At 73.7% G+C, this 21,395-nt stretch carries 20 protein-coding genes, 2 tRNA genes and 1 riboswitch; of the genes, 9 read left to right on the plus strand and 13 right to left on the minus strand.

The features are described 5' to 3' along the window. The first annotated feature begins 33 nt into the window (after window positions 1–33). A riboswitch (cobalamin riboswitch) is annotated at window positions 34–110 on the plus strand. Window positions 111–261: 151 nt separating this feature from the next. Both ACFYZY_RS25370 and ACFYZY_RS25375 read left to right on the plus strand, forming a co-directional pair. Further along, the gene (locus tag ACFYZY_RS25370) at window positions 262–2,637 is read left to right on the plus strand and encodes a ribonucleoside-diphosphate reductase subunit alpha (RefSeq protein WP_388698244.1); all 2,376 of its coding nucleotides are present in this window, start codon (window positions 262–264) and stop codon (window positions 2,635–2,637) included. After that, a complete protein-coding gene (locus ACFYZY_RS25375) occupies window positions 2,637–3,653 on the plus strand; it encodes a ribonucleotide-diphosphate reductase subunit beta (protein ID WP_388698246.1) in 1,017 nt (338 codons plus the stop codon). The genes ACFYZY_RS25370 and ACFYZY_RS25375 overlap by 1 nt, the downstream gene beginning before the upstream one ends. Window positions 3,654–3,719: 66 nt before the next feature. Here ACFYZY_RS25375 and def read toward each other — a convergent pair whose 3' ends face one another. The 8 genes from def to ACFYZY_RS25415 all read right to left on the minus strand — a co-directional run bounded on the left by def (window position 3,720) and on the right by ACFYZY_RS25415 (window position 11,045). After that, the gene (gene def / locus ACFYZY_RS25380; RefSeq protein ID WP_388698249.1) at window positions 3,720–4,355 is read right to left on the minus strand and encodes a peptide deformylase; all 636 of its coding nucleotides are present in this window, start codon (window positions 4,353–4,355) and stop codon (window positions 3,720–3,722) included. Window positions 4,356–4,422: 67 nt separating this feature from the next. Continuing rightward, window positions 4,423–5,403, minus strand: coding sequence for a tetratricopeptide repeat protein (locus ACFYZY_RS25385; protein ID WP_388698252.1), 981 nt, complete (start codon window positions 5,401–5,403; stop codon window positions 4,423–4,425). Between the two features lie 79 nt (window positions 5,404–5,482). Next, window positions 5,483–6,733 (minus strand): HD-GYP domain-containing protein, encoded by a 1,251-nt coding sequence (locus tag ACFYZY_RS25390; protein ID WP_388698254.1) that lies wholly within the window; start codon window positions 6,731–6,733, stop codon window positions 5,483–5,485. Further along, window positions 6,730–8,097, minus strand: coding sequence for an HD-GYP domain-containing protein (locus ACFYZY_RS25395; RefSeq protein WP_388698257.1), 1,368 nt, complete (start codon window positions 8,095–8,097; stop codon window positions 6,730–6,732). The genes ACFYZY_RS25390 and ACFYZY_RS25395 overlap by 4 nt, the downstream gene beginning before the upstream one ends. A gap of 187 nt (window positions 8,098–8,284) precedes the next feature. Then, window positions 8,285–8,602, minus strand: coding sequence for a mycothiol system anti-sigma-R factor (gene rsrA, locus ACFYZY_RS25400; RefSeq protein ID WP_388698259.1), 318 nt, complete (start codon window positions 8,600–8,602; stop codon window positions 8,285–8,287). Continuing rightward, window positions 8,599–9,255, minus strand: coding sequence for a sigma-70 family RNA polymerase sigma factor (locus ACFYZY_RS25405; protein WP_388698319.1), 657 nt, complete (start codon window positions 9,253–9,255; stop codon window positions 8,599–8,601). The genes rsrA and ACFYZY_RS25405 overlap by 4 nt, the downstream gene beginning before the upstream one ends. A gap of 281 nt (window positions 9,256–9,536) precedes the next feature. Further along, window positions 9,537–10,199: an alpha/beta family hydrolase gene (locus ACFYZY_RS25410; RefSeq protein WP_388698262.1), complete on the minus strand. Its 663-nt coding sequence runs from the start codon at window positions 10,197–10,199 to the stop codon at window positions 9,537–9,539. Window positions 10,200–10,229: 30 nt separating this feature from the next. Continuing rightward, window positions 10,230–11,045: an SOS response-associated peptidase gene (locus tag ACFYZY_RS25415; RefSeq protein WP_388698264.1), complete on the minus strand. Its 816-nt coding sequence runs from the start codon at window positions 11,043–11,045 to the stop codon at window positions 10,230–10,232. Between the two features lie 50 nt (window positions 11,046–11,095). Between ACFYZY_RS25415 and ACFYZY_RS25420 the strand changes: the two genes are divergently transcribed. The 4 genes from ACFYZY_RS25420 to ACFYZY_RS25435 all read left to right on the plus strand — a co-directional run bounded on the left by ACFYZY_RS25420 (window position 11,096) and on the right by ACFYZY_RS25435 (window position 14,587). Next, on the plus strand, window positions 11,096–11,782 hold the full coding sequence (locus tag ACFYZY_RS25420; RefSeq protein WP_388698267.1) for a M50 family metallopeptidase: 687 nt from the start codon (window positions 11,096–11,098) through the stop codon (window positions 11,780–11,782). 21 nt (window positions 11,783–11,803) lie between these two features. Further along, window positions 11,804–13,135 carry a 3-phosphoshikimate 1-carboxyvinyltransferase gene (gene aroA / locus ACFYZY_RS25425; protein ID WP_388698270.1) on the plus strand — a complete coding sequence of 444 codons (1,332 nt, stop codon included), beginning with the start codon at window positions 11,804–11,806 and terminating at the stop codon, window positions 13,133–13,135. Window positions 13,136–13,138: 3 nt separating this feature from the next. Beyond that, entirely contained in the window at window positions 13,139–14,152 is a 1,014-nt protein-coding gene (gene rsgA, locus ACFYZY_RS25430) for a ribosome small subunit-dependent GTPase A (protein WP_388698273.1), read from the plus strand. Window positions 14,153–14,263: 111 nt separating this feature from the next. Next, on the plus strand, window positions 14,264–14,587 hold the full coding sequence (locus tag ACFYZY_RS25435; protein ID WP_388698275.1) for a DMT family transporter: 324 nt from the start codon (window positions 14,264–14,266) through the stop codon (window positions 14,585–14,587). Here ACFYZY_RS25435 and ACFYZY_RS25440 read toward each other — a convergent pair. Then, window positions 14,479–15,126 (minus strand): TetR/AcrR family transcriptional regulator, encoded by a 648-nt coding sequence (locus ACFYZY_RS25440; RefSeq protein ID WP_388698278.1) that lies wholly within the window; start codon window positions 15,124–15,126, stop codon window positions 14,479–14,481. The genes ACFYZY_RS25435 and ACFYZY_RS25440 overlap by 109 nt on opposite strands. A 193-nt stretch (window positions 15,127–15,319) precedes the next feature. Here ACFYZY_RS25440 and hisN point away from each other — a divergent pair, with 193 nt between their 5' ends. Both hisN and ACFYZY_RS25450 read left to right on the plus strand, forming a co-directional pair. Next, a complete protein-coding gene (gene hisN / locus ACFYZY_RS25445) occupies window positions 15,320–16,132 on the plus strand; it encodes a histidinol-phosphatase (protein ID WP_388698280.1) in 813 nt (270 codons plus the stop codon). A 258-nt stretch (window positions 16,133–16,390) separates the two neighbouring features. Next, window positions 16,391–16,780 carry a cyclic nucleotide-binding/CBS domain-containing protein gene (locus tag ACFYZY_RS25450; protein WP_388698283.1) on the plus strand — a complete coding sequence of 130 codons (390 nt, stop codon included), beginning with the start codon at window positions 16,391–16,393 and terminating at the stop codon, window positions 16,778–16,780. 72 nt (window positions 16,781–16,852) lie between these two features. On the opposite strand, the gene ACFYZY_RS25455 is transcribed toward ACFYZY_RS25450, so the two are convergent. Next, window positions 16,853–18,304 carry a catalase gene (locus ACFYZY_RS25455; protein WP_388698286.1) on the minus strand — a complete coding sequence of 484 codons (1,452 nt, stop codon included), beginning with the start codon at window positions 18,302–18,304 and terminating at the stop codon, window positions 16,853–16,855. 162 nt (window positions 18,305–18,466) lie between these two features. Between ACFYZY_RS25455 and ACFYZY_RS25460 the strand changes: the two genes are divergently transcribed. Next, on the plus strand, window positions 18,467–18,886 hold the full coding sequence (locus ACFYZY_RS25460; protein WP_388698288.1) for a Fur family transcriptional regulator: 420 nt from the start codon (window positions 18,467–18,469) through the stop codon (window positions 18,884–18,886). Window positions 18,887–19,011: 125 nt separating this feature from the next. Here ACFYZY_RS25460 and ACFYZY_RS25465 read toward each other — a convergent pair. From ACFYZY_RS25465 to ACFYZY_RS25475, 3 genes are all read right to left on the minus strand, one after another. Then, window positions 19,012–19,085 (minus strand) — tRNA-Met (locus ACFYZY_RS25465). Between the two features lie 74 nt (window positions 19,086–19,159). Continuing rightward, window positions 19,160–21,082, minus strand: coding sequence for a sel1 repeat family protein (locus ACFYZY_RS25470; protein WP_388698290.1), 1,923 nt, complete (start codon window positions 21,080–21,082; stop codon window positions 19,160–19,162). 206 nt (window positions 21,083–21,288) lie between these two features. Further along, a tRNA-Met gene (locus ACFYZY_RS25475) sits at window positions 21,289–21,362 on the minus strand. Window positions 21,363–21,395 lie beyond the last annotated feature (33 nt).

Here is a 21,395-nt window from a genome sequence, read left to right on the forward strand (position 1 = left end):
CCACATGTATGCTCGTCCTCGCTGTCGACGCAGGGGAATCCGGCGCGAATCCGGAACTGTCCCGCAACGGTGTGCTTCGTGCTGTTTCGTCCGGAGCGAGTCCGAGCACCTGCCGTCAGCGCGCCCGGTCCGTCCGGCCCGGGTGCCACAGACGTCCGGGCCTCGCGGAGTGGGCCGGCGGACGCGGCGCGTCGTGCCTGGACGCCCGCCTGCCCGCCTTCCCTCCCCGCGGCCCCGAGCCGAGCGAGGGAGAGCCCCCACGTGACCATCGCGCCCGCCGATCCGGCTTCGGCCGAGGCTTCCGCGGTCGAGAGCGACGGACCCGGGACCGTGCTGCTGCGGACCCTGACCGACCTCACCGCCGATCTCCCCGACACCGACCCCGGCAAGGTCGCCGCCGCCGCGCTGCGCGGCCGCAGCGCCGCGTCGGACGAGGCGGAGCTGCGCGAGCTGGCCACCGAGGCGGCCGCCGGCCTGATCGCCGAGGACCCCGCGTACTCCCGGCTCGCCGCCCGCCTCCTCACCCTCACCATCGCGGACGAGGCCGCCTCCCAGGGCTCCGTCGCCTTCTCCGCCTCCGTGGCCGTGGGCCACCGCGAGGGCCTGATCGCGGACCGGACCGCCGGGTTCGTCGCGCTGCACGCCGACCGTCTCGACGCGGCGATCGACCCGGCCGGCGACGACCGCTTCGGCTACTTCGGCCTGCGCACCCTCTACTCGCGCTACCTGCTGCGCCACCCGATCACCCGCAAGGTGATCGAGACCCCCCAGCACTTCATGCTGCGCGTCGCCTGCGGCCTGGCCGAGGACGAGAGCGTCCGCGCGCTCGACGAGGTCACCGCGCTGTACGGCCTGATGAGCCGCCTGGACTACCTGCCGTCCTCGCCGACGCTCTTCAACTCCGGCACCCGCCACCCGCAGATGTCCTCCTGCTACCTCCTGGACTCCCCCCAGGACGAGCTGGACTCCATCTACGACCGCTACCACCAGGTCGCGCGCCTCTCGAAGCACGCGGGCGGCATCGGCCTCTCGTACTCCCGGATCCGCGCCCGCGGTTCCCTGATCCGCGGCACCAACGGGCACTCCAACGGCATCGTGCCGTTCCTGAAGACCCTGGACGCCTCCGTCGCGGCCGTGAACCAGGGCGGCCGGCGCAAGGGCGCCGCCGCCGTCTACCTGGAGACCTGGCACGCGGACATCGAGGAGTTCCTGGAACTCCGCGACAACACGGGCGAGGACCAGCGCCGCACGCACAACCTCAACCTGGCGCACTGGGTCCCGGACGAGTTCATGCGCCGCGTGAACGCCGACGCCGAGTGGTCGCTGTTCTCCCCGTCGGACGTGCCCGAGCTGGTCGACCTGTGGGGCGACGAGTTCGACGCCGCCTACCGCGCGGCCGAGGCGGCCGGGCTCGCCCGCAAGACGATGCCGGCCCGCGACCTGTACGGCCGGATGATGCGGACCCTGGCCCAGACCGGCAACGGCTGGATGACCTTCAAGGACGCCTCGAACCGGACGGCCAACCAGACCGCCGAGCCCGGCCACACCGTCCACTCCTCCAACCTCTGCACGGAGATCCTGGAGGTCACCGACGACGGCGAGACCGCGGTCTGCAACCTGGGCTCGGTCAACCTCGGCGCGTTCGTGCGGAACGGCGACATCGACTGGGAACGCCTGGACGCCACCGTCCGCACGGCCGTCACCTTCCTCGACCGGGTCGTGGACATCAACTTCTACCCGACCGAGCAGGCGGGCCGCTCCAACTCCCGCTGGCGCCCGGTCGGCCTGGGCGCCATGGGCCTCCAGGACGTCTTCTTCCAGTTGCGGCTGCCCTTCGACTCCCCGGAGGCGCGGGCGCTCTCCACCCGGATCGCCGAGCGGATCATGCTCGCCGCGTACGAGGCGTCCGCCGACCTGGCCGAGCGCAACGGCCCGCTCCCCGCCTGGGAGAAGACCCGCGCCGCCCGCGGCGTGCTGCACCCCGACCACTACGACGTGGAGCTGAACTGGCCGGAGCGCTGGGCCGCGCTGCGCGAGCGGATCGCCGCCGTCGGCATGCGCAACTCGCTGCTCCTCGCCATCGCGCCGACCGCGACGATCGCCTCGATCGCCGGCGTGTACGAGTGCATCGAGCCGCAGGTGTCCAACCTGTTCAAGCGCGAGACGCTGTCGGGCGAGTTCCTCCAGGTCAACTCGTACCTGGTGGCCGAGCTGAAGGAGCTCGGCGTGTGGGACGCGCAGACCCGCGAGGCGCTGCGCGACGCCAACGGCTCGGTGCAGGGCTTCACCTGGGTCCCGGCCGAGGTGCGCGAGCTGTACCGCACGGCCTGGGAGATCCCGCAGCGCGGCCTGATCGACATGGCCGCCGCCCGCACCCCGTTCCTGGACCAGTCGCAGTCGCTGAACCTGTTCCTGGAGACGCCCACCATCGGCAAGCTGTCGTCGATGTACGCGTACGCCTGGAAGCAGGGCCTGAAGACGACGTACTACCTGCGCTCCCGCCCGGCCACCCGGATCGCCCGCGCCGCCCGGGCCGCGACGACCGCCGCCCCGATCCCCGTCCAGCAGGCGGCCCCCGACGCGGACGCGATCGCCTGCTCCCTTGAGAACCCCGAGTCCTGCGAGGCCTGCCAGTAATGAGCTCCACCGAGAAGAAGAACCTCCTGGACCCGGGCTTCGAGCTCACGCTCCGCCCCATGCGCTACCCGGACTTCTACGAGCGCTACCGGGACGCCATCAAGAACACCTGGACCGTGGAGGAGGTCGACCTCCACTCGGACGTCGCCGACCTCGCCAAGCTCACCCCCGGTGAGCAGCACATGATCGGACGCCTGGTCGCGTTCTTCGCGACCGGCGACTCGATCGTGGCGAACAACCTGGTGCTGACGCTGTACAAGCACATCAACTCCCCGGAGGCGCGGCTGTACCTGAGCCGTCAGCTCTTCGAGGAGGCCGTGCACGTCCAGTTCTACCTGACGCTGCTCGACACCTACCTGCCCGACCCGGACGACCGCGCGGCGGCCTTCGACGCGGTGGAGAACATCCCCTCGATCCGCGAGAAGGCGCAGTTCTGCTTCAAGTGGATGGACTCGGTCGAGAAGATCGAGAAGCTGGAGACGGCGTCCGACCGCCGCCGCTTCCTGCTGAACCTGATCTGCTTCGCCGCGTGCATCGAGGGCCTGTTCTTCTACGGCGCCTTCGCCTACGTGTACTGGTTCCGGTCCCGGGGCCTGCTGCACGGCCTGGCGACCGGCACCAACTGGGTCTTCCGCGACGAGACGATGCACATGAACTTCGCCTTCGAGGTCGTGGACACCGTCCGCAAGGAGGAGCCGGACCTCTTCGACGACGCACTCCGGCAGCAGGTCACCGACATGCTGCAGGAGGCCGTGGAGGCGGAGCTCCAGTTCGGCCGCGACCTGTGCGGCGACGGGCTGCCGGGCATGAACACCGAGTCGATGCGCGAGTACCTCCAGTGCGTCGCCGACCAGCGCCTCCAGCGCCTCGGCTTCGCCCCGGTGTACGGCTCGGAGAACCCGTTCTCCTTCATGGAGCTCCAGGGCGTCCAGGAGCTGACCAACTTCTTCGAGCGCCGCCCGTCCGCCTACCAGGTGGCGGTCGAGGGCTCGGTGGACCTGGACGAGGACTTCTAGGCGGTACGTGAGAGGGCCCCGCACTCCGAGGAGTGCGGGGCCCTTCCGCGTGCGCGCGTACCGGCGTCAGTCGTTCGGGACCGTCTCGTAGCGCGGGGTGCCCTCCGCCATCTGGCGCAGGGCGTCCTTGCGGTCCCGCTTGGAGAGGCGGTCGATGTAGAGGCGGCCGTACAGGTGGTCCGTCTCGTGCTGGAGGCAGCGGGCGAAGTAGCCGGTGCCGCGCACCTTGATCGGGTTGCCCCGGGCGTCCTGGCCGTGGACCTCGGCGTAGTCCGGGCGGGCCAGCTCGGCGTAGGCGGTCGGCACGGAGAGGCAGCCCTCGTTGGACTCGTCCAGGACGCGGCGGTCGGCCGGCAGCTCCTGGAGGACCGGGTTGACCACGACGCCGGTGTGCCGGACGCCCTCGTCGTCCGGGCAGTCGTAGACGAAGACCTTGAGGTCCACACCGATCTGGTTCGCGGCCAGGCCCACGCCCTCGGCGGCCTTCTGGCTGGCGAACATGTCGTCGATCAGCGCCGCGAGTTCGTCGCCGAACTCGGTGACGTCCTTGCACTCCCGGTGGAGCACGGGGTTGCCGACGACCGTGATCGGGCGGGCGGTGCCGCGCTCGCGGTGGGCGAGCTCGCGCGCCTCGCAGTCCTCCGTGTCCACGACGAAGCCGTCGTTGATCTGCGTCTGCTCGTCCGTCTCCTGCTGCGCCATGTCCGGCCGCGCCTTCCTGAAAACCCGATTCCGTCGGAGGACAGCCTACGGGCACGGGGTGGGGCGCTCAGCAGACCTCTTCGAGATCCCGCCACTCGCGGCTGTCCGGGCTGTCCGCCACCCAGCCGTCGAGGAGCCCGCGCACCAGGGCCGCCGGGGCCGCGATGCCGCACTCCCGCTCCGGCACCCACAGCTCGCCGGGCGAGCGGTGGCCGAGCGGTCCGGGGTGCCCCGGCTCGCTGTGGTCGTGCGGGTCGGAGTGCTCCCCCTCGCCCTCGGCGCTCGGCATGGTCGACTCGGAGCAGGCGCGGCAGAGCAGGCGCACGGAGGACGACCAGTCCTCGGCGGCGAAGCCCGCCTCGGCGGCCAGCTGCTCCAGGGCGTCCCGGTCGGCCTCGGTGGCGGCCTCCAGGAGGACCACCCAGGTGGGGACGGGCGAGGGCGCCCACAGCTCGATCTCGTCGAAGACCGGGTAGGAGGGGCCCGCGGTGGTGGTCCGCTCGCCGTTCGGCACGCCGTCGTGGAGGACGACCTCGCCCCAGCGGCGCCCGGAGGACGGCAGCGGGATGGAGAGGACCTCCAGCCGGGCCGGGTCGAGCCGGCGGCCCCACACGACCTCGGCCTCGCCCTCGGGCGAGAGCCGGACGGCGGCGCTGCCCAGCTCCATGCCGGCGGGCTCGCCCGTGTCGGCGGCGGCCCCGGGCACCTTCAGCCCGTACGCCTGCCAGGCGCGGCGGGCCAGCGGCCAGTCCTGGAGGGCGGTGGCGGCGATGCCGACGTTCCACCAGTCGGGGGCGCCGGTCTCCTTGTCGAGCAGCGCGACCGCGCGGAGCCCGGCGGCCCTGGCCTGCTCCCAGTCGTGCCGGAACTTGTGCAGCAGCGCCAGGTTGAACCAGGACTCCGAGAGCCAGGGCTCCAGATCCGCCGCGCGCGTGAGGAGCGCGCCCGCGTCCTCGTACCGGCCGTCGCCGATCAGCGTGAACGCGCGGTCGGTGGCCTGCCGCCACGAGGCGGAGGGCCGATGCCGTACCTTCCCGAAGATCTTCACGATTCCCGCCTGCCGGTCGCTTCACCCTCTTGTTCGCATCCAACCATGCCCGGTCGGACGCGCGCTCATTACCCATGGGTTACCCCGGCAGGGCCCCGGTCACCCCAGCGGTTCCGCTCCGGGCCAGGACCCGGGCCAGTCCCTCGACGACGTCCGGGTGGTAGTCGCGGGCGGTGCCGAGCCTGAGCCGCTCCAGGGCGTCGAGGGCGGCGCCCGCGCCGTCGCCGGCCAGGTCGTCGTAGGCGTTCACGGCCCGGACGATCCGGGCGGGGAGCGGCTGGTCGCGGTAGGGGTCGGCCTGCCGTTCCACGATCACGGCGACGGCCGGGGGGACCCCGGTCCTGCGGACGACCTCCCCGCCCAGGAGGGCGATCCGGCGCTGCTCCTCGGCCGGGAGGAGGGCGGTGGCGCCGCCCTCGACGGGATCGACCAGGGAGAGCTGGCCGATGTCGTGCATGAGCGCCGCGTGTTCGAGGACGGTCAGCTCGGTCCCGGAGAGGCCCAGTTCGCGCCCGACGGCCGTGCTGAGGGCGGCGACCCGGTGGGCGTGGCCGGGCGGGGTGCAGCCGGCGACCTCGGTCGCACGGGCCAGGGAGGCGATGGTCTGCCGGCTGACGGCGCGGACGGCCGCGTAGCGGCGGTGGGAGACCTGGGTGAGCAGGAGCGGGACGGCCAGTACGGGCAGCGCCCACAGTCCGGCGGCGGCGACGCCGAGCGCCATGACGGTGCCGGTGGCGCAGACGGCGGAGCCGATGCCGGGGAGGGCGCGCAGTTCGTCGCGGAGGAGGGAGCCGTACGGGAACCCGGTGCGGGCGCGGAGCAGGAGGGCGGCGAGCACGGCGTCGCACAGGGCGGTGAGGACGAGCAGGAACCCGAGGAGGAGGGCGTACGACGGGCCCTCGCCGAGGTGTCCGGTGCCGGAGCCGTGGAGGGGCTGGAAGCAGAGCGCGGCGAAGGCGACGGCGAGGACGCGGCGGGCGAGGTGGTCGCGGCCGGGGCCCCGGCCCCGGGCGAGGTGGGGGCCGATCCCGGCGAGCCCGGCGGCCGTGACGACGGCGACGGTCTGGAGGACGCCGTGGGTGGCGGGGCTCCCGCCGCTCTCCCCGAGCAGGGCGTACGCGAGGGCTCCGGCGGCGGCGAGCGGCGCGGGCTCCCTCTCGTCGGGGTCGGCGCCCCAGCGGGCGAGTTCGCCGAGGGCGACGAGGGCGCCGAAGGCGAGGGCGTCGCCGGGCCGGTCGACGCCGTGCCGGAGGGCGGAGCCGAGGGCGGCGAGGCCGAGGAGCAGGGCGGCCGCGTGGACGGCGCCGACGGTGACGGCGCCGGGCCTCACCCGCGCTCCTTCGAGGGGGCGGGGGCGTCCGCTCCGCGGGGCGGGGGCACGTTCCCGTCGGGCGGGGTCTCGTCGGCGGTGACGGAGGGCCGCCAGCCGTGCCGGTCCAGGGCCCGGACGAAGGCGTCGACCATCCGGGGGTCGAAGTGGGTGCCCGCGCACCGTTCCAGTTCGGCGACGGCGACCGGCACGGGGCGGGCGCGGCTGTAGGAGCGGTGGGAGGTCATGGCGTCGAAGGCGTCGGCGACGGCGACCATCCGGGCGAACTCGGGGATCTGCTCGCCGCGCAGCCCGTACGGGTAGCCGCTGCCGTCCATGCGCTCGTGGTGGTGGAGGATCGCGGTCCGCGCCTCGCCGAGGAAGCCGATCCCCCGGACGATCTCGTGGCCGTACTCCGGGTGCAGTTCGATGACCCGGCGTTCCTCGGGGGTGAGGGGCCCGTCCTTGCGGAGCACCCGGGTGGGCACGCCCAGCTTCCCCACGTCGTGCAGGATGCCGGCGAAGCGGACGACGTCGAGCCGGTCCTCGGGCATGCCGAGTTCGCGGGCGATGAGGACGGAGGCGTGACCGACGCGCTCGCTGTGGCCCCGGGTGTAGCGGTCCTTGATGTCGACGGCCTGGACGAGGGCGCGGATGGTGGCCTGGTGGGCGGCGCGTTCGCGGTGGTACTGGCCGAAGACCCAGCAGGAGATGTACATGGGCAGGAGCACGAAGAGCGCGGCGACCGGCCCGTACGCGCTGCGCCAGAGGACGGCCATCATCAGCCCGGCGAGCCCGTGCACGACGTGCGGGGCGAGCGCCGGACCGAGGAGGCCGCGCCGGGCGGCCCGGGAGGACGGCCCGTCGGCGACGGCGCGGACGCCGCCGTCGAGGGCGGTGAGAACCAGGCAGAAGACGAGGGCGGCGGCGCCGGCGGGCAGCAGCGCGTACGGGAGGACGGGGGCGTCCGCGCCGTGTACGAGGGCGGCCGGACCGCCCAGGGCGCCGGAGGCGTGGGCGGCGGCCCAGACGGAGAGGGCGGCGGCAGCGGCCCGCCAGGCGCGGCGCGGGCCGGCCGGGGATTCCTCGACGCGGGCGAGGAGGCTGCCGGGCAGCGCGGCGAGCGCGGCGGCGGCGGGCGGCAGGAGGAGCGCGGCGGCGAGGAGCACGGGGTAGGAGGAGCCGGTGCCCACGGGGGCGGAGCCGCCGAGCGCGCGGCGCACGAGGGGGCAGCGGGCGGGCAGTTCGCAGAGCGCGTACAGGGCGGCGAGGAGCGCGGTCGTGCCCCAGGGGGTGCCGGGGCGCAGCGCGGGGAGGACGCACGCGCCGGCGGCGAGCAGGGCACAGCCGATGTACACGCGGGCCGCCGGGGGAATGACCTTCACGCCCATCATCCCCGCCACGCTAGCGAGTCGGGCGGGCCGGGGCGGGGCGGTGGGGCCGATTCGCACCTTCGGGTGACGTGCGCATCCGGCCGGCGCGGGACGGGGTAGCGGGGGCCGGCGCGGGGCCGGACGCGGCAGAGGCCGGCGCGAGCGCGTCGCGGCGGCCTCCGCTCCCGGTGCGGGGGCGCTACTCCTGCGGGGCGGGTGCCGCCGGGGCGCCGGTCGTGACGTCCTGTTCGGGCACCTCGTGGCCGCCCCGGATCAGCTCGATCCGGCCCATGACCTTGGCCCGCAGGTCGGCGGGGACGTCGTCACTGCCGCAGCAGCGCTTGACGAGCTTCTTCACGGCCTGTTCCAGGCCGTACTTCTCCAGGCACGGGGAGCACTCCTCGAAGTGCACCTCGAACTTGGTGCAGTCGCTGTCCGGCATCTCGTTGTCGAGGAACTCGTAGAGATGGTCCAGGACCTCCGAGCAGTCCGTCTCGTGCGGCTCTCCGCAGCTCATGAGCCCGAGCCTTTCAGATCGTTCGACGTCTCACCGGCGCCCGCGGGGACCAGTCCGCGGTCGCGGGCGTAGTCCTCGAGCATGCCGCGCAGCTGGCGGCGGCCCCGGTGCAGGCGGGACATCACCGTGCCGATGGGTGTCCCCATGATGTCCGCGATCTCCTTGTAGGCGAAGCCCTCGACATCGGCGAGATAGACCGCGATGCGGAACTCCTCGGGGATCGCCTGCAGCGCTTCCTTCACGTCGGAGTCGGGAAGGTGGTCGAGCGCCTGGGACTCGGCGGAGCGCAGCCCGGTCGACATGTGCGACTCGGCGCGGGCGAGCTGCCAGTCCTCGATCTCCTCGGCGGCACTGCGCTGGGGTTCGCGCTGCTTCTTGCGGTACGAGTTGATGAAGGTGTTGGTGAGGATGCGGTACATCCACGCCTTGAGGTTCGTGCCCTCGCGGAACTGGTGGAAGGAGCCGTACGCCTTGGCGTAGGTCTCCTGCACCAGGTCCTCCGCGTCGGCGGGGTTCCGCGTCATGCGCAGCGCGGCGGAGTACATCTGGTCGAGGTAGCCGAGGGCGTCCCGCTCGAAGCGCGCGTTGCGCTCCCCGGTCGTCTCCTCGGGGCCTTCGTCGGTCCCTGTGTCGGTCCCAGTGACCGGACCCACCTCCTCCAGCGCGTCGGCGAGCCCGGGAGTGGACCCGCTCGTTTCGGAGGATAGACGAGGAACCGCCCCGCCCGCCGCCCGGATGGGGGCCCCCTTGGGCGAGGGCAGCACCGTCCAGTCGAGGTCAGCGCCCCGTGCGCGCTCCGGGCAGATGGTCGAACCCATGCGGCGGACTCCCTCTCCTTGCTCTTCCTGCTGTCGTCCTGCTGTCGTACGACGTACTGGACAACAGAGACGCCCCGCCCGGCATTCCCGGCCCCGGGGCGCGGGCGGACAGGGCGTCAGCGCAGCGCGTCGAGCCACTCCGCGACGCCGTCCACGAGGAGGGCGAGGGCCTCGTCCTGACCGAGGGGCGCGCGCCGGGGAAGGGCGAGGCCGTGGTCCCCGTACGGGACGACGACGAGGCGGTGGGGGCCGTCCGGGTACTCCTCGGGGCGGCCGAACGGGTCGTTGCCGCCCTGGACGACGAGGGTGGGCAGACCGGTGCCGAGGAGTTCGGCGGCGCGGGACCTCTCCGGCCTGCCCGGGGGGTGCAGCGGGAAGCTCAGGGCGAGGACGGCGAGGGCGCCCAGGTCGCGTCCGGTGCGGCAGGCCACGCGGGCGCCGGCGCTGCGGCCGCCCGCGACGACGGGGAGGCCCGGTTTCGCGAGGGCGGGCCAGAGGCCGCGCCAGGCGGTGTCCAGGGTCTTGGGCGCGGGCGCGACCTTCCTGCCCGCGACCCGCCAGGGCTGCTCGACGAGGGCGACGGTCACGCCCCGCGCGGGCAGCGCCCCGGCGAGCGCCCGGAGGTCGCGGGCCTCCACACCGCCCCCGGCGCCGTGGCCGAGGGCGAGGACGGCCCACGGGTCCGTCCCCTCCGGCCCCTCGTACCAGACGATCCGGGCCTCGCCGGCGTCGGTGGGGACCGTCTCGTACCGCGTCGCTTCTCCCGTCACGTCCCCCATCCTGCCGTCCCGGGCCGCCGGGGCGGCCGTTCAGAAGAGCGTGTCCTCCTCCGGGCCGTCCAGCTCCGTCAGGAGTTCGGGGCCGTTGTTGCGGACGTTGCTGACGGCGGTCGGCACCGGGTGGGCCCGCATCAGGCCCTCCGGCGGCGGGGCGAGCAGTGCGCGCAGCTCCTCCACGTCCTTGTTCGCCGGGTCGAGCCAGGCGTCCCAGCGGTCCTCCGTCAGCATCAGCGGCATCCGGGGGTGGATCTCGGCGAGCGATCCGGGGCCCCCGGCCGGGGCCACGCCCAGCGGTCCGGTCTCCGCCTCCGTGGTGATCACCGCGCAGGTGACCCACCAGGCGGAGGGGTGGTCGTCGGGAAGGGTCCGGTCGCGCCAGAACTCGTAGAGCCCGGCCATCGCGAAGACCGAGCCGTCCGCCGGGGTGACGAAGTACGGCTGTTTGCGGGGCCGCTTCTTCTTCCCCTCGACCTCCAGGTCGCGTTCGGCCGACCCGGTCACCCATTCGTAGTAGCCGTCGGCGGGAATGACGCAGCGGCGGGAGGCGAACGCCCGCTTGAAGGAGGGCTTCTCGTGCAGGGTCTCGGCACGCGCGTTGATCATCCGGGCGGCGCCGTCCGGCGACTTCGCCCAGGAGGGGACGAGTCCCCACCGCAGGACGCGGAGCTGGCGAACCGGTTCGTCGGTTCCGGCGTCCTTCACAGGACGTTCCAGTACGGCCCAGACCCGTTTGGTGGGGGCCACGTTCCAGTCCGGGGCCAGCGTCTCCTCCGGGTCCCACTGCTCCACCCCGAAGGTCTCCACCAGATCCTCGGGCCGTCGACTCGATGCAAACCGTCCGCACATGCGTGCCACACTGCCACGATCCCGCCCGATACCGAGGAGCAGCCCGCCGAATGAACGAGATCCTCGGCACCCAGCCCGCTCCGGACCAGTGGCTGGTCTGGGCCACCGGCGGCTGCGCGCTGGTCCTGGTCGCGCTCCGCCGGCTCTGGCTGCCGGCCCGCAACGCGATCACCATCGCGCACGAGGGCGGCCACGGCCTCGTCGCCGTCGCCACCGGCCGCCGCCTGGAGGCGATCCGGCTGCACTCGGACACCAGCGGCCTGACCGTGTCCCGGGGCCGCCCGACCGGCCTCGGGACGATCCTCACCCTGGCCGCCGGCTACCCCGCCGCCCCGCTGCTCGGCCTCGGCGGCGCGGCCCTGCTCGGCACCCACCGGACCACGCTGCTGCTGTGGGCCGCGACCGCGCTGCTGCTCGCGATGCTGGTGATGGTCCGCAACGCGTACGGCGTCCTCACCGTCCTGGTGACGGGCGCCGCGTTCCTCCTCGTCTCCTGGCTGACCGGGCCGGACGTGCAGGGGCTCTTCGCCTACGGGGTGGTCTGGTTCCTGCTCCTGGGCGGGGTCCGGCCCGCCTTCGAGCTCCAGGCGAAGCGGCGCCGCGGCGGTGCCCCCGACTCGGACGCGGACCAGCTCGCGCGGCTCACCCACGTCCCCGCCGGGGTGTGGCTGCTCTTCTTCCACACGGTCTCGATCTGCTGCCTGATCGGCGGCTGCCGCTGGCTCCTGCGGTTCTGACGCCCCCGTACAGTGAGGGACATGACCGCAGCTGCTTCCGCGCACACCGATCCGTCCACCGACCCCTGGCCCGCCCCGTACGCGCGCGGTGCCGTCGACGCGACCGTCACCGTGCCCGGTTCGAAGTCGGTCACCAACCGCGCCCTGGTCCTCGCCTCCCTGGCCGCCGAGCCCGGCTGGCTGCGCCGTCCGCTGCGCTCCCGCGACACCCTCCTGATGGCCGAGGCGCTGCGTGCCCTCGGCGTGAGGATCGACGAGGGCGTGGGGCCCGACGGCTCCGGCGAGGCGTGGCGGATCGTCCCCGCGCCGCTGCGCGGCCCCGCGACCGTGGACGTCGGCAACGCGGGCACGGTCATGCGCTTCCTGCCGCCGGTCGCGGCGCTCGCCGACGGGCCGGTGCGCTTCGACGGCGACCCCCGTTCGCACGAGCGTCCGCTGCACGGCGTGATCGACGCGCTGCGCGCGCTCGGCGCCCGGGTCGAGGACGACGGGCGCGGCGCGCTGCCGATGACCGTGCGGGGCACCGGGGGCCTGGACGGCGGCACGGTCGAGATCGACGCCTCCTCGTCCTCCCAGTTCATCAGCGCCCTGCTGCTCTCCGCGCCCCGGTTCAACCAGGGCGTCGAGGTGCGGCACGTGGGCGGGCGGCTGCCCTCGATGCCGCACATCCGGATGACGGTCGACATGCTGCGCACGGTCGGCGCCCAGGTGGACGAGCCGGAGCACGGCGGCGAGCCGGACGTGTGGCGGGTGACGTCGTCCGCGCTGCGCGGCCGTGACCTGGTGGTCGAGCCGGACCTGTCGAACGCGCAGCCGTTCCTGGCGGCCGCGCTGGTGACCGGTGGCCGGGTGACGGTCCCGGACTGGCCCGCGCGGACCACCCAGCCCGGTGACGCGCTGCGGGAGATCTTCACCGGAATGGGTGGTTCCTGCGAGCTGACCGACGCGGGTCTGACCTTCACCGGCACGGGCCGGATCCACGGCATCGACGTGGACCTCGGCGAGGTCGGCGAGCTGACTCCGGGCATCGCGGCGGTCGCGGCCCTGGCCGACTCCCCGTCCACCCTGCGCGGGGTCGCGCACCTGCGGCTGCACGAGACGGACCGGCTGGCGGCGCTCACCAAGGAGATCAACGGACTGGGCGGCGACGTGACGGAGACCGAGGACGGTCTGCACATCCGTCCGCGCCCGCTGCACGGCGGTGTCTTCCGCACGTACCACGACCACCGCATGGCGACGGCGGGCGCGGTGATCGGCCTCGCGGTCGAGGGCGTGGAGATCGAGGACGTGGCGACGACGGCCAAGACCTTGCCCGGCTTCCCGGCGATGTGGACCGAAATGCTCGGAGCCTGAACCATGCGGCGCTACGGCAAGCACACCGACGAGGACGACATCCGCCAGCGGCCCAACCGCAAGGGCACCCGGCCCCGGACCAGCATCCGGCCGAAGCACGAGGACGCCGTCGAGGGCATGGTCCTCACCGTCGACCGGGGCCGGCTGACCTGCCTGGTGGGCGACCGGCCCGTGATGGCGATGAAGGCGCGCGAGCTGGGCCGCAAGGCCGCCGTGGTCGGCGACCGGGTCTCGATCGTCGGCGACCTCTCCGGCGAGAAGGACACCCTGGCCCGGATCGTGCGGATCGGGGAGCGGAGTTCGGTGCTGCGGCGCACGGCCGACGACGACGACCCGTACGAGCGGGTGGTCGTCGCCAACGCCGACCAGCTGGCGATCGTCACCGCCCTCGCCGACCCGGAGCCGCGCCCCCGGCTCATCGACCGCTGTCTGGTCGCCGCGTACGACGGCGGCCTCTCCCCCCTGCTGGTGCTGACCAAGTCGGACCTGGCACCGCCGGACGCGCTCCTGGAGATGTACGGGGCGCTCGGCGTGCCGTACGTGGTGACCACCCGGGACGAGTTCGTCGACGGGGTCGCGGCCGAGCGGGTCCACGAGCACCTCAAGGGCCGGACCACCGCGTTCGTGGGCCACTCCGGCGTCGGCAAGACGACCCTGGTCAACGCCCTGGTCCCGCCGGACCGGCGGCGCACCACCGGGGTCGTCAACGCGGTCACGGGCCGCGGCCGGCACACCACCACCTCGGCCCTCGCGCTGCCCCTGGACGACGCGGAGGGCGGCTGGGTCATCGACACCCCGGGCGTGCGCTCCTTCGGCCTGAACCACGTGGACCCGTCCCGGGTGATCCTCGCCTTCCCGGACCTCGTGCCGGGCACGGAGAACTGCCCGCGCGCGTGCGGCCACGACGAGCCGGACTGCGCCCTCGACGCGTACGTGGCGGAGGGGCACGCCGATCCGGCCCGGCTCGTCTCGCTGCGGCGGCTGCTCTCGACCCGGGAGCGGCGCGAGGGCGACTGAGCCGTCCCCTCCACGCCCGGTCGGGTCGAATCCCGCCCGTCCGGATCCGAGAAGTGCATAATCACACCAAGTGCGACGAAGCAGTCACCGACGGCGTGGGAGGCACTGACGATGGCGTGGCTGCTGGTGGTGATCGCCGGGTTTCTGGAGACGGGTTTCGCGGTCTGCCTGAAGCTCTCGCACGGATTCACCCGTCTGTGGCCCACGATCGCCTTCGCGTGCTTCTCCCTGGGCAGCTTCGGCCTTCTCACGCTGTCGCTGCGGAAGCTGGACGTGGGGCCGGCGTACGCGGTGTGGACGGGGATCGGCGCGGCCGGGACGGCGATCTACGGCATGGTCTTCCTGGGGGACGTGGTCTCCACGCTCAAGATCGTCTCGATCGCCCTGGTCATCGCGGGGGTCATCGGTCTCCAGTTCTCCGGCTCCGCGCACTGAGCGCCCGGAGCCGCGTCGCAGGGCACCGGGGGCGCGACGACGTGGCCGAGGGCGAGCCGGACGGCGAGTTCGCAGCCGGCCGCCCACCGCTCGTCCGCGCAGGCCACGATCGCCGCCACCAGCTCTCCCGGCGCGGGCGGCCCGGCGTCGGCGCGGCGCTGGGCGGGGACGGCCGCGGGCCGGGCGCCCGGCCGGGCGGGCCGGGGAGCGGGCAGCCGCGCGTCCCAGGCGCCGGTGAGCAGGGCCCGCAGGACCGGCCGGACGGCGGCGGCGGTCACGATCCACTCGGCGAGGGCGACGAGGTTCCGCGCGGGCGGGCCCGGCGCGGCGAGCAGCCGCCGGGCCTCCTGGAGGCAGGCGTCGGCCTCGCCGCGCACCAGGGCGCGGGCGAGCCCCTCCTTGCTGCCGAACTCGTTGTAGAGGGTCTGCCGGGAGACCCGGGCGGCGGCGGCGAGGTCGGCCATCCGCACGGCGGACCACGGCCGGTGGACGAGCGCGGCGAGCGCCGCGTCGAGCAGGGCCTCGCGGGCAGTCGGCATCGGCGCCTCCCGGACCGTACGTGTCGGTGCAGGGCCCCGTGCGCCCCCGTGCGCGGCCCTGCGCTCAGCGTCGGCAGGCGTCCGCGCGCTGTCAAGGACGTCGGCGGGTACCGGCGGCGGAGTCCTCCCCAGGGCCGCCGGGGCCCCTGGACGGTTCTCCGGCCGGGGACCGCCCGGGGATAGAGTGCCGCCCATGGCCGATTACCACGATGACCTGCGTCTCGCCCACGTTCTCGCGGATGCCGCCGACGCGGCCACCATGGACCGCTTCCAGGCGCTCGACCTCGAGGTCGAGACGAAGCCGGACATGACTCCGGTGAGCGAGGCCGACAAGGCGGCGGAGGAGCTGATCCGCGGTCAGCTCCAGCGCGCCAGGCCCCGCGACGCGATCCTGGGCGAGGAGTACGGCGTGGAGGGCTCGGGTCCGCGCCGCTGGGTGATCGACCCGATCGACGGGACGAAGAACTACGTGCGCGGGGTGCCGGTCTGGGCGACCCTGATCGCGCTGATGGAGGCCGGGGAGACCGGTTTCCAGCCGGTGGTGGGCGTGGTGTCGGCCCCGGCCCTCGGCCGCCGCTGGTGGGCGGCGAAGGGTTCCGGCGCGTACACGGGCCGCAGCCTGGCCTCGGCGACCCGGCTCGGGGTCTCGAAGGTCGCCACCCTGGCGGACGCCTCGTTCGCGTACTCCTCGCTGGGCGGCTGGGAGGAGCAGGGCCGCCTCCCCGGCTTCCTGGACCTCACGCGCGCGTGCTGGAGGACCCGGGCGTACGGCGACTTCTGGCCGTACATGATGGTCGCGGAGGGCTCCGTGGACATCTGCGCGGAACCGGAGCTGTCGCTGTGGGACATGGCGGCGGTGTCGATCGTGGTGCAGGAGGCGGGCGGCACGTACACGGGCCTGGACGGGCGGCACGGGCCGCACAGCGGGAACGCGGCGGCCTCCAACGGCCTCCTCCACGGCGAACTGCTCTCGTACCTGAACCAGCGGACGCCCGAGGGGAACTGACCGCCCCTCCGGAACCGGCGGCGCGCAGGGGGGTACGGCCGTCCCTCGCGGGTCCGGGGGGGCGACCGCCCCTCGTGCCCGGAGAGCCGGCCGTCCCGCGCGGGCCGAGGGGGCGCGTCCGGAGACGTCCGGCCGTCCCCCGCGCCCCCGGAAGGGCCTCGCACGCCCTCTTGTCGGCCCCCTCCCCCGGTGCCACTCTGAGACTCCCCCTACTTGTGAACTTGTGAAAAAGTTCTCGAACCGGAGGTGGTCCCTTCCATGCTCGTCCGCGACGCCATGAGCACCGTGGTCCTCACCATCGGCCCCGTCCACACCCTCCGCCAGGCGGCGAGGCTGATGTCGGCGCGCCGCGTCGGCGCCGCCATCGTCCAGGACGGTGATTCCGGCGGCGTCGGCATCCTCACCGAACGCGACATCCTCGACGCCCTCGGCGCCGGCCGCGACCCCGACCACGAGACCGCCGGCGCCCACACCACCCGGGACGTCGTCTTCGCCGCGCCCACCTGGACCCTGGTGGAGGCGGCCGAGGCCATGACCCGAGGCGGCTTCCGCCACCTGATCGTCCTCGACGGCCACGGCCCGGTCGGCGTCGTCTCCGTGCGCGACATCATCCGCTGCTGGATCCCGGCGCACAGCACCGCCGCCTGAGCACGCGCGAGGGGCCGGCCCTCCCGTACGGATACGGGCGGGCCGGCCCCTTCCTCCCCCGGCGGGCCGCCGTCAGCCGCGCAGGGCCCGGACCGCGGCCTCCAGCCGCTTGCCGAAGTCGTCGTCCGCGCTGCGGAAGTTGCCGATCGCGCGCTCGGCGATGTCGTCCCGCGAGACCTTGGCGATGAAGCCCGCCAGGTTCCCGACCAGGCGCTCCTTCTCGTCCTCGGACATCAGGCGGTAGAGGTTGCCCGCCTGGACGAAGTCATTGTCCTCGGCGTGGAGCGGCGCCGGGCGGTCGCCGGTGCGGCCGTCGACCGGAACGGGCTGCCACAGCGGACGGCCCGTCTGCTGCGGGCCGCCGAAGCTGTTCGGCTCGTAGTTCTTCGCGCCCTTGTGGCGGCCGTCGTAGAGGAAGCCGTCGCGCGCGTGCGTACGCGCCTCGGTGGCGTGCGGACGGTTCACCGGCAGGTGGTCGGCGTTGATGCCCACGCGGTAGCGGTGGGCGTCGCCGTAGGCGAAGAGGCGGCCCTGGAGCATCTTGTCGGGGGACGGCCCGATGCCCGGCACGAAGTGCGCGGGGCTGAAGATCGACTGCTCGACCTCGGCGAAGACGTTCTCCGGGTTGCGGTTGAGCTCCAGCCTGCCGATCTCGATCGGCGGGTAGTCCGCGTGCGGCCACACCTTGGTGAGGTCGAACGGGTTGAAGCGGTAGGTCGCCGCCTCGGCCGCCGGCATGATCTGGACCTGCACGGTCCAGCTCGGGAAGTCGCCGCGCTCGATGGACTTGCGCAGGTCGCGCTGGTGCGAGTCCGGGTCCTCGCCCGCGAGGCGGTCGGCCTCCTCCTGGGTGAGGTTCTTGATGCCCTGGTCGGTCTTGAAGTGGTACTTGACCCAGAAGACCTCGCCGGCCTCGTTGTTCCACTGGTAGGTGTGCGAGCCGAAGCCGTCCATGTGGCGGTACGAGGCGGGGATGCCGCGGTCCCCGAAGAGCCAGGTGACCTGGTGGGTCGACTCCGGGGAGAGACCCCAGAAGTCCCAGACGTTGTCCGCCTCCTGCGAGCCGGTGTACGGGTCGCGCTTCTGGGTGTGGATGAAGTCGGGGAACTTGATGGCGTCCCGGATGAAGAAGACCGGGGTGTTGTTGCCGACGAGGTCGTAGTTGCCCTCCTCGGTGTAGAACTTCAGCGCCCAGCCGCGCGGGTCGCGGACCGCGTCGGCCGAGCCGAGGCTGCCCGCGACGGTGGAGAAGCGCAGGAAGGTCTCGGTCTCCTTGCCGACCTCGGAGAGGAACGCGGCGCGGGTCCACCGCGAGACGTCCCGGGTGACCGTGAAGGTGCCGTAGGCGCCCGCCCCGCGCGCGTGGACCACGCGCTCCGGGATGCGCTCGCGGTTGAAGTGGGCGAGCTTCTCCAGGAGGAGCTGGTCCTGGACGAGGACCGGACCGCCGGCGCCCGCGGTCTCGCTGTTCTGGTTGTCGGCTACCGGAGCCCCGGCCTCCGTGGTGAGCGGTCCCTGCGTCACGTGCGCCTCCTGCGTCATCCCTGCGTGTCCTGTCCTCCGGCCGGCCCCTTGGGCTCCGGCCAGAGCCGAGAACGATCCTACATTGGACATTGTCCAAGTCAAGCGAGCTTCCAAAGTCACACCTGTTCAGGATCTTGCCCTCCGGCTGTTAGGCTGAGTCCCATGAGTGACCTGCTGGAACGACTGCGCGGACGCGGCTGGCGCATGACCGCGCAGCGACGCGTCGTGGCCGAAGTCCTCGACGGGGAGCACGTGCACCTGACCGCCGACGAGGTCCACGCGCGCGCCGTGACACGGCTGCCCGAGATCTCGCGCGCGACCGTCTACAACACGCTGGGCGAGATGGTCACCCTCGGCGAGGTCGTCGAGGTGGCCACCGACGGGCGCGCCAAGCGGTACGACCCGAACGCCCACCGTCCGCACCAGCACCTGGTCTGCGGCCGGTGCGGCGCGATCCGCGACGTGCACCCGGTCGGCGACCCGCTGGCGGACCTCCCGGACACGGAACGCTTCGGCTTCACCGTCTCCGAGGTCGAGGTCACCTACCGGGGCCTCTGCCCGAGCTGCGCGACGACCGCCTGACACCCGTACGCCGAAGGGGCCCCGCCACGAGCGGGGGCCCCTTCGCTCTTCCCGGATGCACATCCGGATACGACGAAGGCCCGCATCCGAGGTGATCGGATGCGGGCCTTGCGTCTGCTACTGAGTAGCGGGGACAGGATTTGAACCTGCGACCTCTGGGTTATGAGCCCAGCGAGCTACCGAGCTGCTCCACCCCGCGTCGGTGAACACCACCTTACGGGTACTCCGTCGCCGGCGCAAATCCGTTGGCCCCGGCGATCTCGGGCCGGGCTGTCACGCCGTGAGCTCCTGGTGCAGGGCCTCGCTCAGCCGCGCCGCCCGCTCGGCGACCTCGGCCGGGCCCAGCTCCACCGCGCGGGCGCACCAGCGGCGCCCCTCGGTCAGCTCGCCCCGGCGCGCCGCGAGCAGCGCGAGCCGGAGGGCGGCACGGCCGTGGCCGGCCCGGGCGGCCCGGGTCCACCAGAGGGCGGCCTCCCGCTCGTTGCCCTCGCGGGCGAGGAGCAGTCCCAGGTTGAAGGCGCCGTTGCGGCTGCCGGCCTCGGCGGCCTCCCGGTACCAGCGGTCGGCCTCCGCCAGGTCGCCGCGCGCGGCGGCCAGCATCCCGACCCGCACCTGGGCGCGCCGGTGGCCCTGCTGGGCGGCCCGCTCGTACCACTCCTCGCACTCGCTCTTCTCCTCGCGGGAGGCGCCGAGCACGGCGGGGCCCGGATCGGGGCGACGCGCGTCGAGCACCGAGGCGAGCCGGAAGGCGGCCTCGGCGCTCCCGCCCCCGGCGGCGCACCGCAGGTGCCGCTCGGCGGTCCGCTCGTCCCCGTCGCGCAGGGCGGCGATGCCGACCTGGAGGGCGGCCTCGGTGTGTCCGGCGGCGGCGGCCCGCTCGTACCAGACGAGGGCCGTGCGGTCGTCGTCGCGGCCCGCGTGGAGGATGCCCAGGTTGAAGGCGGCGTCCACGCTGCCGGCCTCGGCGGCCTTGGAGAACCAGGGCTCGGCCCCGTTGGCGTCGCCGGCCTGGAGGAGCAGGACGGCGAGCGCGTTGGCGGCCTCGCGGTGGCCGGCGTAGGCGGCCCGCCGGTACCACTGCTCGGCCTGCGGGATGCGGTCCTGGGCGGCGCAGAGCAGCCCGAGGTTGTAGGCGCCGTTGACGTCCCCGGCGTCCATGGCGGCCCGGTACCAGCGCTCGGCGGTCTGCTGCTCGCCGCGGGCCGCGTGGAGGGCGCCCAGGGCGTTGGCGGCGTTGCCGTCGCCGTCCTGGGCGGCCCGCAGCCACCACACGGCGGCGTTCTCCTCGTCGCCCGCGTCGCGGAGGAGGAAGCCGAGCGCGCAGGCGGCCCTGGCCTCGCCCTCCTTCGCGGAGCTGAGGTACCAGCGGCCCGCCTCCTTGAGTTCGCCGCGCTGCTCCAGGATGGCGCCGAGGTGGAGCGCGGCCCTGCGGTGGCCGCGCGCGGCGGCCTGGCGGAACCACTGCTCGGCCTCGGCGAGCACGCCCGGGGAGTCGCCGGCCGTTCCGGCGGGGGCGGCCCCGGGCACGGGGAGCCGGGAGCCGGTGTCGTGGGGGCCGCGGGTCGTCCCGGTGGCACGCCGCTCCAGGGCCGTGGCCAGGCGGTAGGCGGCCTCGCGGTGGCCCTGCTCGGCGGCGGCGCGCAGCCACCGCTCGGCGCCGATGTCGCCGCGGTGCTCCAGGAGGTCGGCGAGGGCGTACGCGCCGAGGGCGTGGCCCTGCTCGGCGGCCTGGCGCAGCCAGTACTCGGCCGCGGGTTCGTCGCCGCGCTCGCGGTGGTGACGGCCGAGCGCGTGGGCGGCGGGGGCGGAGCCGGCGACGGCGGCGACCCGCCACCAGCCCGCGGCCTCGTCGGCGTATCCGCGCTGGTGCAGCAGGACGCCCAGGTTGTTGGCGGCGGCCCGGTCCCCCTCGGCGGTGGCGGCGCGCAGGTAGGGTTCGGCGGCGTCGAGGTCACCGCGGCGCAGCAGCATCGCACCGAGGGCGCTCACCGAGGCGAGGTCGCCGAGTTCGGCGGCACGGCGGTGCCTGGCCTCGGTCTCGGTCTCGTTCTCGGCGTCGGCATCGCTCTCGACGGTGCCCACGGCGGCACCGGCGGCCCCCACCGCCTCTATGATCTCGTCCGCGGCGTTCCTGGCGTGCCGCTGCACAAACCGCCCTGTCTCCAACAGAGTTGCCCTGTCCCCCATAAATACCATCGTCGCATCACCCGCCACCCGAGCACATCTGGTAAACCGCAGCCAGTGAGGTCACTCGGCGTTTTGTCGACATGCCCACAGAGAGACAAGTCAAACACGACTCACGCCAACCCGCCCCTTCCCTACCGCTCTTCGGTACCCCCTGACACGCCGACACACGACGAGGGCCCGAATCCTTATGGATTCGGGCCCTCGTTCTCACTGAGTAGCGGGGACAGGATTTGAACCTGCGACCTCTGGGTTATGAGCCCAGCGAGCTACCGAGCTGCTCCACCCCGCGTCGATGACGTAACAGTATCACGACGCGGGGTGG

The sequence above is a fragment of the Streptomyces sp. NPDC001744 genome (assembly GCF_042892575.1).
Lineage (GTDB): Bacteria > Actinomycetota > Actinomycetes > Streptomycetales > Streptomycetaceae > Streptomyces.